8 protein-coding genes, 1 tRNA gene and 1 pseudogene are annotated in these 6,797 nt (G+C 74.3%); 5 read left to right on the top strand and 5 right to left on the bottom strand.

Going from position 1 to position 6,797, the window contains the following annotated elements:
• Positions 1-573: hypothetical protein (locus A6Q81_RS10950; protein WP_286690454.1), on the top strand; the 573-nt coding region annotated here is incomplete at its 5' end.
• 78 nt (positions 574-651) lie between these two features.
• A complete protein-coding gene (locus tag A6Q81_RS10945) occupies positions 652-2,187 on the top strand; it encodes an acyl-CoA carboxylase subunit beta (RefSeq protein ID WP_286690453.1) in 1,536 nt (511 codons plus the stop codon).
• Positions 2,188-2,355: 168 nt separating this feature from the next.
• On the opposite strand, the gene A6Q81_RS17385 is transcribed toward A6Q81_RS10945, so the two are convergent.
• The 5 genes and pseudogenes from A6Q81_RS17385 to A6Q81_RS10920 all read right to left on the bottom strand — a co-directional run bounded on the left by A6Q81_RS17385 (position 2,356) and on the right by A6Q81_RS10920 (position 4,451).
• Positions 2,356-2,637 carry an RtcB family protein gene (locus A6Q81_RS17385; RefSeq protein WP_286690456.1) on the bottom strand — a complete coding sequence of 94 codons (282 nt, stop codon included), beginning with the start codon at positions 2,635-2,637 and terminating at the stop codon, positions 2,356-2,358.
• Positions 2,638-2,752: 115 nt separating this feature from the next.
• Positions 2,753-3,427 (bottom strand): annotated as a pseudogene (locus tag A6Q81_RS17380) (RtcB family protein); the annotation flags it as partial.
• 224 nt (positions 3,428-3,651) lie between these two features.
• Positions 3,652-3,725: transfer RNA gene (locus tag A6Q81_RS10930), tRNA-Arg, on the bottom strand.
• 31 nt (positions 3,726-3,756) lie between these two features.
• Positions 3,757-4,134 (bottom strand): WhiB family transcriptional regulator, encoded by a 378-nt coding sequence (locus A6Q81_RS10925; RefSeq protein WP_286690452.1) that lies wholly within the window; start codon positions 4,132-4,134, stop codon positions 3,757-3,759.
• Between the two features lie 167 nt (positions 4,135-4,301).
• On the bottom strand, positions 4,302-4,451 hold the full coding sequence (locus A6Q81_RS10920; protein WP_286690451.1) for a hypothetical protein: 150 nt from the start codon (positions 4,449-4,451) through the stop codon (positions 4,302-4,304).
• A 164-nt stretch (positions 4,452-4,615) separates the two neighbouring features.
• Between A6Q81_RS10920 and A6Q81_RS10915 the strand changes: the two genes are divergently transcribed.
• The 3 genes from A6Q81_RS10915 to A6Q81_RS10905 are packed head-to-tail and all read left to right on the top strand — an operon-like array spanning position 4,616 to position 6,792.
• Positions 4,616-5,395, top strand: coding sequence for a histidine phosphatase family protein (locus A6Q81_RS10915; RefSeq protein ID WP_286690450.1), 780 nt, complete (start codon positions 4,616-4,618; stop codon positions 5,393-5,395).
• A gap of 45 nt (positions 5,396-5,440) precedes the next feature.
• Complete coding sequence (locus tag A6Q81_RS10910) at positions 5,441-6,001, top strand: DUF3090 family protein (protein ID WP_067856117.1); 561 nt, start codon at positions 5,441-5,443, stop codon at positions 5,999-6,001.
• Positions 5,998-6,792 carry an SCO1664 family protein gene (locus tag A6Q81_RS10905; protein ID WP_236749836.1) on the top strand — a complete coding sequence of 265 codons (795 nt, stop codon included), beginning with the start codon at positions 5,998-6,000 and terminating at the stop codon, positions 6,790-6,792. Before A6Q81_RS10910 ends, A6Q81_RS10905 begins: the two co-directional genes overlap by 4 nt.
• The last annotated feature ends 5 nt before the right edge of the window (positions 6,793-6,797 follow it).

The following is a 6,797-nucleotide window of genomic DNA, read 5'->3' as shown; positions in this document are numbered from 1 at the left end:
ATCGCGACCGACCTGTCCATGCTGCGCGCGGCGATCCGCGCGGCGCGGACGTCGTACGAGGGCCTGCCCTACTACCGCGACCGCTACGGCGACCGCGGGGCACGCTTCTCGGTGTCGGACTCCAGCTGGATCGTGCACCTCGTCGCCGCACCGGAGGCCGTGGCGGTGCAGCAGGTGTTCTGGCTGGCCGACATGCTCGCGACCCGCGGGATGCCGACCTGGCTGATGGAGCTGCACCTCGACACCATGGCCGAGGAGCTGATGTCGAGCGACCTGCCGACCGGCGCCCTGCCGCACGCGGTGGCCGCCCTCGCGGCCCGTCGCCGACCGCACGTGCCCGACGTCGCGCTCGAGCGCGCCGAGACCCTCGTCGCCGAGCGCGTGGACGCACCGCCCACGACACCGGTCGGCCGACTCCTGGCCGCAGCCGCCGCCGACGTCCGCTCGGGCGCGTCGCGCAGCAGCGCCCCGCTCGTCGACTGGGTGGCCGACCCCGTCCGCACCAGCGCGGAGGACGCCGCGGTGCTGCGGGGGCTCCACGACCACCTCTCCCGGCACGGCACGACCCGGTAGGGCTGCCGCCGGCCCGTACAGGCTGGACAGCACAGGCTGGTCCCCACGGCCTGGCCCGTCGTGCGGCAGGATCACCGGGTGGACATCCGACCCGACCTGCTCGAGCTCCTCGCCCGACGCGCGCTCACCGAGGACACCGCCCGCCCCGAGGCCGTGGCGCGCTTGCACCGCCGCGGGGGCCGCACGGCACGCGAGAACGTCGCCGCGCTGGTCGACCCGGGCAGCCTGGTCGAGTACGGCCGGTTCGTGACCGCGGCGCAGACCGACCGGCGCAGCGACGACGACCTGCTCGACCGCACGGTGGCCGACGGCATCGTCGGCGGGCTCGCGACGATCGACGGTCACGCCTGCGCCGTCCTGTCCTACGACTACCTCGTGATGGCCGGCACGCAGGGCATGCGCGGGCACGCCAAGACCGACCGGTTGCTCGACGTCGTGGCCCGTCTCGGCCTGCCGACGGTGTTCTTCGCCGCGGGCGGCGGAGGACGCCCCGGCGACACCGACATCCCGCTGGCGTCGGCGCTCGACGTACCGACGTTCGCGGCGTGGGCGCGCCTGTCGGGGCGGGTCCCGCGGGTGGCCGTCGTGGACGACAACTGCTTCGCCGGCAACGCGGTCGTGGCCGGCACGGCCGACCTCGTGGTGGCCACGTCGCGGGCGTCGCTCGGCATGGGCGGGCCGGCGATGATCGCCGGCGGAGGCTTGGGCGACGTCGAGGCCGCGGACGTCGGCCCGATCGACGTGATGACCGCCAACGGCGTGGTCGACGTAGTGGCCGAGGACGACGAGGCGCCGCAGGTGGCGCGGAAGCTGATCGGCTACTTCCTCGGCCGACGCGACGACTGGACCGCCGGCGACCAGTCGGTGCTGCGGGACGTGGTCCCGGCCGGCGAGCGTCGCGCGTACGACCCGCTGCCGGTGCTGGAGACGGTGTTCGACGAGGACACCGTGCTGCCGCTGCGCCCCACGTTCGCGCCGGAGCTGGTGACGGCCCTGGCCCGGCTGGAGGGACGGACGGTCGGCGTGCTCGCGAACGACTCCCGCCACGTGGCCGGCGCGATCACGGCCGACGCGGGTGACAAGGCGGCCCGGTTCCTGCAGCTCTGCGACGCGCACGGCTTCCCCGTGGTCTCGTTCGTGGACACCCCGGGCATGATGGTCGGCCCCGAGGCCGAGCGCACCGCGATGGTGCGGCACTGCGCGCGGCTGCTGGTGGCGGGCGCCTCGCTGCAGGTACCGATGATCGGCGTCGTGCTGCGGCGGGCCTACGGACTCGGCGCGCAGGCGATGCTCGGCGGCAGTCTGCACGAGCCCTTGATGACGGTGGCGTGGCCCGGTGCGCACCTCGGCGCGATGGGTCTGGAGGGCGCCGTGCGGCTGTCGATGCGCAAGGAGCTCGAGGCGCTCGCCGACGAGGAGGAGCGCGAGCGCATGGTGCGCGAGCTGACCGCGCTGGCGCAGGCGCACGCGTCGGCGCTGAACGTCGCGCGGCACGGCGAGATCGACGACGTCGTCGACCCGGCCGAGACCCGTGATCTGCTCGCCCGCCTGGTGGAGGCCGCCGACCGCGACGGCCGGCTCGTCGGCTCGGGTCGCACCGTCGACACCTGGTGAGCCGGGCCCGGCCCGGCGGGGGTGCCGGGCCGTGGGCGGCAGATGGCCTGGTCCGGCGGGGGTGCCGGGCCGTGGGCGGCTAGATCACTCTGCACCGCTGCGACACCGGGGCCGGTCGGTCCTGCGCCGACCGGCCCCACCTCTCCCCCGTCCGTCAGCCCACCGCCGTCAGCCCTTGACGCAGAGCAGGGTGGTGAGCCGCGCCTCGACCGACACGAGGTCGGTCTGCGCCGCGATGACGGACTCGAGGTCCTTGTACGCCGCCGGGATCTCGTCGACCACGCCGAGGTCCTTGCGGCACTCGACGCCCGCGGTCTGGGCGACCAGGTCGTCCGCCGTGAACGTCTTGCGGGCCCGGGTGCGCGACATCCGGCGTCCCGCACCGTGCGACGCCGAGCAGTAGGACTGCTCGTTGCCGAGCCCCCGCACGACGTACGAACCGGTGCCCATCGATCCCGGGATCAGGCCGTAGTCGCCCGTACCCGCGCGGATGGCGCCCTTGCTGGGTGACCACCAGGTCGACGTCGTCGTACCGCTCCTGCGCCACGTAGTTGTGGTGGCAGGAGATCGCGCGGTCGTACGCCACGTCGCGACCGCGGGCCCCGAAGTACGTCGTGACGACCTCGCGGACGAGCGCCATCATGACCGCACGGTTGCGCGCGGCGTAGTCCTGCGCCCAGTACAGGTCGCGCAGGTACGCCTGCATCGGTGCGGTGCCGGCGAGGAAGACGGCGAGGTCGCGGTCGGGCAGGTCCAGGTTGTGGTCCAGGCCCTTCGCGGCCGCGATGTGCCGCTCCGCCAGCTCCTTGCCGATGTTGCGCGACCCTGAGTGCAGCATGAGCCACACCCGTCCGCCGTCGTCCGACGTCACCTCGATGAAGTGGTTGCCGCCGCCGAGGGAGCCCATCTGCTTCATGGCCTTCGACTCGCGGTCGCGGACCGTCTCGTGCAGGTCGCCGAACCCGGCCCAGAACGTGTCCCAGCCGGCCCCGGCCCCGCCGAGACCGAGCCGGTCGACGTCGGGGGCGACGTCGTGCGCGTGGAAGCCCACCGGGACGGCGCGCTCGATCTCGTGGCGCAGGCCCCGCAGGTCCTCCGGGAGGTCCTCGGTGGTCAGGTCGGTGCGGACCGCCGTCATGCCGCAGCCGATGTCGACCCCGACGGCGGCCGGCGACACGGCGTCGCGCATGGCGACGACGGAGCCGACGGTCGCGCCCTTGCCGAGGTGCACGTCGGGCATGACGCGCAGGCCGTGGACCCACGGCAGGCGCGAGATGGTGCGCAGCTGCGCGAGGGCAGCGTCCTCGACGTCGGCCGGGTCGGCCCACATCAGCGTGTCGGCGACGGCACCGGGCAGGCGCGTCGGGAACGCCGTGGCGTCGGGCGGGATGGTCGTGGTGGTCATGGTGGGTCGCCTCCTCGGGCGGTGGGTGTCGATGTGGGGGTGGTGGCGGGTGTGCCGGGTCTCCCCGGGAGGGCTCGAACCTCCGACCTCCCGGCTCGCGACCGGGGGCTCTGTCCAGCTGAGCTACGGAGAGGGGGCTGCCCGACGGCGTGGTGCGGACGCCGTCAGGCAGCGGTCTGGGGCGTCGGCCGCGAGCGGCTCCCCCTCGGCCTGCCCCTGGTGGGGACCGAGGCCAGCGGGGTGCCGTCGGCGAGCAGCACCCCGCCCCAGACACCGCTCTCGGACCTCGCGGTCGCGAGGGCGAGGCAGGTGTCCCGGAAGGTGCACGTCCCGCAGACCGCCTGGGCGGCGAGCAGCTGGCCGTCGTCGCTCGGGAAGAACAGCTCGGGGTCCTGGCCCGCGCACGCCCAGTCGTCCGCGAGGGCGCGCGGCGTCGGGTGGGCGAAGGCCGCGACCACGCCGTGCGTGGTCAGGACCGACGCGACCGTGCTCTCGGTGCGCGCCACGGTCCTGGCGCGGGTCCTGCCGTTCTGCGTCTCCATCGGTGGTCACCTCCCGGGTGGGTCGTCGGTGCGTGCTGGGGTCGTGCCTGCTGCGGCACGGGTCGGGGTCGGGTCCGGATCTGGTGGGATGGGTCCGGACATGCGAAGGGGCCGCCCCCTCGAGTCGTCTGACTCGCTGGAGCGGCCCCGGCCGGTGCAGGGTGCACCTAGGTCATGGGTCGCTCCGTCGCGGGCAGCTTCTGGCCTCGCGGGTCCTGGTCCTCGAGGGAGACGTGCTGCGAGACCACGAAGGCAGCGTGCAGCGCGCGCGCGGCCCAGGGGCCGGTCGCTTCGAGGCTGCTGCGATACGTGGTCACGGGTGGTCTCCTGCTGCGAGGTGAGGGGTGGCCGAGTGGCGCACCGGGGACCACCGTAGGGGGCGCGGCGCGTCGTCGCCAAGCGATTAACCGAGCCGGTGCCGTGAGCGGGCCCGACGCACCACGCCCGGCGCGGTGCGCGGGGCGGCCCTAGGCTCGTGGACATGGCCACTCTCGTCCTGCTGCGGCACGGCCGCACGACCGCCAACGCCTCCGGTGTGCTCGCCGGGCGGACGCCCGGGGTACTGCTCGACGACCACGGACGCGACCAGGTCGCGCGTGCGGGCGAGCGGCTCACGGACGTGCCGCTGGCGGCCGTGTACTCGAGCCCGATGGAGCGATGCCGCGAGACGAGCGCAGCCGTCCTGGCCCACCAGGACCCCTCGATCGTGCTGCGGGTCGAGGAGGCCGTCAGCGAGTGTGACTACGGGTCCTGGCAGGGACGACCGCTGAAGGAGCTGGCGCAGGAGCCGCTGTGGAAGGTCGTGCAGTCGCAGCCGTCGGCCGCCGTGTTCCCCGGTGGTGAGTCGATGACGACGATGCAGGCGCGCGCGGTCGAGGCCGTGCGGCGGATCGACGCCGAGGTGGAGGCCGAGCACGGCGCGTCCGCGGTCTGGGTGGCCGTCAGCCACGGCGACATCATCAAGGCGGTGCTGGCCGACGCGCTCGGGATGCACCTCGACCTCTTCCAGCGCATCCAGGTCGACCCGGCGTCGATCTCGATCGTGCGCTACACCGAGGCCCGTCCCTACGTGCTGGCCCAGAACACCCACGCCGGCGACCTCGGCTGGCTGCGCCCGGCCGCCGACGCCACGGCCACCGACGCGGTGCCCGGCGGGGGTGCCGGGCCCCGGGGTCCGGAGGCCGGATCCGAGGACGGGACGGCGACGCTGGACGCCCTGGACGACGGACCGGCGGAGCTGGCGGGCCCGGGCCGCTCCTGACGTCGCCGCGCGGCGGTGCGTGGCGACGGACCCTAGAGTGGAGGCATGGCCACCATCGTCCACGGATTCGACTGGCCCGACCGTTTCGTCGTCGGCACGGTCGGCTCACCCGGCGCACGCACGTTCTACCTGCAGGCGAGGGCCGGTCGTGAGCTCGTGAGCGTGGCGGTCGAGAAGGAGCAGTCGGCGGTGCTCGCCGACCGGCTCGACGAGGTGCTCGACGAGCTGATGGCCGAGGACGGCAACCCGTTCAGCATCCCGGCGAGCGCTCCGGACGGCCTGGCCGACCACGAGCCGCTCGACCAGCCGGTGGAGGAGCAGTTCCGCGTCGGGGCGATGGGCCTGGGATGGGACCCCTCGACCGCGCAGATCGTCATCGAGGCGTTCCCGGTGCTCGACGTGGAGGCGGAGGCCGACGCCGAGGGCGTGGTCGAGGTCGACCCGCCGGAGGCTCTGGTCGTCCGCATCCCGGTCGGCAGCGCCCGCGCGTTCGCCCAGCGGACCCGCGAGGTGGTCTCGGCAGGCCGTCCGGCGTGCCCGATCTGCGAGGTGCCGATGGACTCCCCCGACGACCACGTCTGCGAGCTGCCCGACGAGTTCCGGTGAACGAGCTCCCGTTGTCGGCCGACGTCGAGCCGGCGCTGCTGCACGACGAGCTGGTGCTGACGGGCCGGGTCGTCTCGGCCTCGAACGCGACGTTCGTGGCGACGATCGGCGACGTGCAGGTGGTCTACAAGCCGGTCGCCGGCGAGCAGCCGCTGTGGGACTTCCCCGACGGGCTGCTCGCGCACCGCGAGCTCGCGGCGTACCAGGCGTCGAGGGCCACGGGCTGGGACGTCGTCCCGCCCACCTGGCTGCGCGACGGGCCGCACGGTCCGGGCATGGTGCAGCGCTGGCAGACTAGTGATCCCGACCAGGAGGCCGTGACCATCGTCCGCGCCCGCCGCGTCCCCGACGGCATGCTGCACGTGTTCGACGGAGTCGACGAGCGGGACCGACCGGTCGCCCTCGTGCACGAGGACACGCCGGCGTTGCGGCGGATGGCCGTGCTCGACGTCGTGCTCAACAACGCCGACCGCAAGGGCGGGCACGTGCTGGAGATGGCCGACGGCCACCGCTACGGCGTCGACCACGGCCTGACGTTCCACGCGGAGCACAAGCTGCGGACGGTGCTGTGGGGCTGGCTCGGCCAGCCGCTCACCGACGACGAGCTCGACGGCGTGCGTCGGCTGCGCGCCTCGCTCGACGACGCGACCGGTCTGGGCGGCGTGCTGCCCGACCTGGTCACGGCCGCGGAGGTGCAGGCGTTCGGCGACCGGTGCGACGCCCTGCTGTCCGCCGGCACCTTCCCCGCTCCGCACGGACCCATGCCGGCCGTGCCGTGGCCCCCGTTCTAGGAGGA

The organism is Aeromicrobium sp. REDSEA-S38_B2, from assembly GCF_001628525.1.
GTDB classification, from domain to species: domain Bacteria; phylum Actinomycetota; class Actinomycetes; order Propionibacteriales; family Nocardioidaceae; genus Aeromicrobium; species Aeromicrobium erythreum.
The sequence above is the reverse complement of the archived record's forward strand: the minus strand, read 5'-3'. Positions and strand labels throughout refer to the sequence as shown.

Coding starts and splice junctions, on each gene's coding strand:
- A6Q81_RS10915 (WP_286690450.1), top strand. CDS start 4,616: ATGGCCACTCTCGTCCTGCTGCGGCACGGCCGCACGACCGCCAACGCC.
- A6Q81_RS10925 (WP_286690452.1), bottom strand. CDS start 4,134: ATGGAGACGCAGAACGGCAGGACCCGCGCCAGGACCGTGGCGCGCACC.
- A6Q81_RS10910 (WP_067856117.1), top strand. CDS start 5,441: ATGGCCACCATCGTCCACGGATTCGACTGGCCCGACCGTTTCGTCGTC.
- A6Q81_RS17385 (WP_286690456.1), bottom strand. CDS start 2,637: ATGGGCACCGGTTCGTACGTCGTGCGGGGGCTCGGCAACGAGCAGTCC.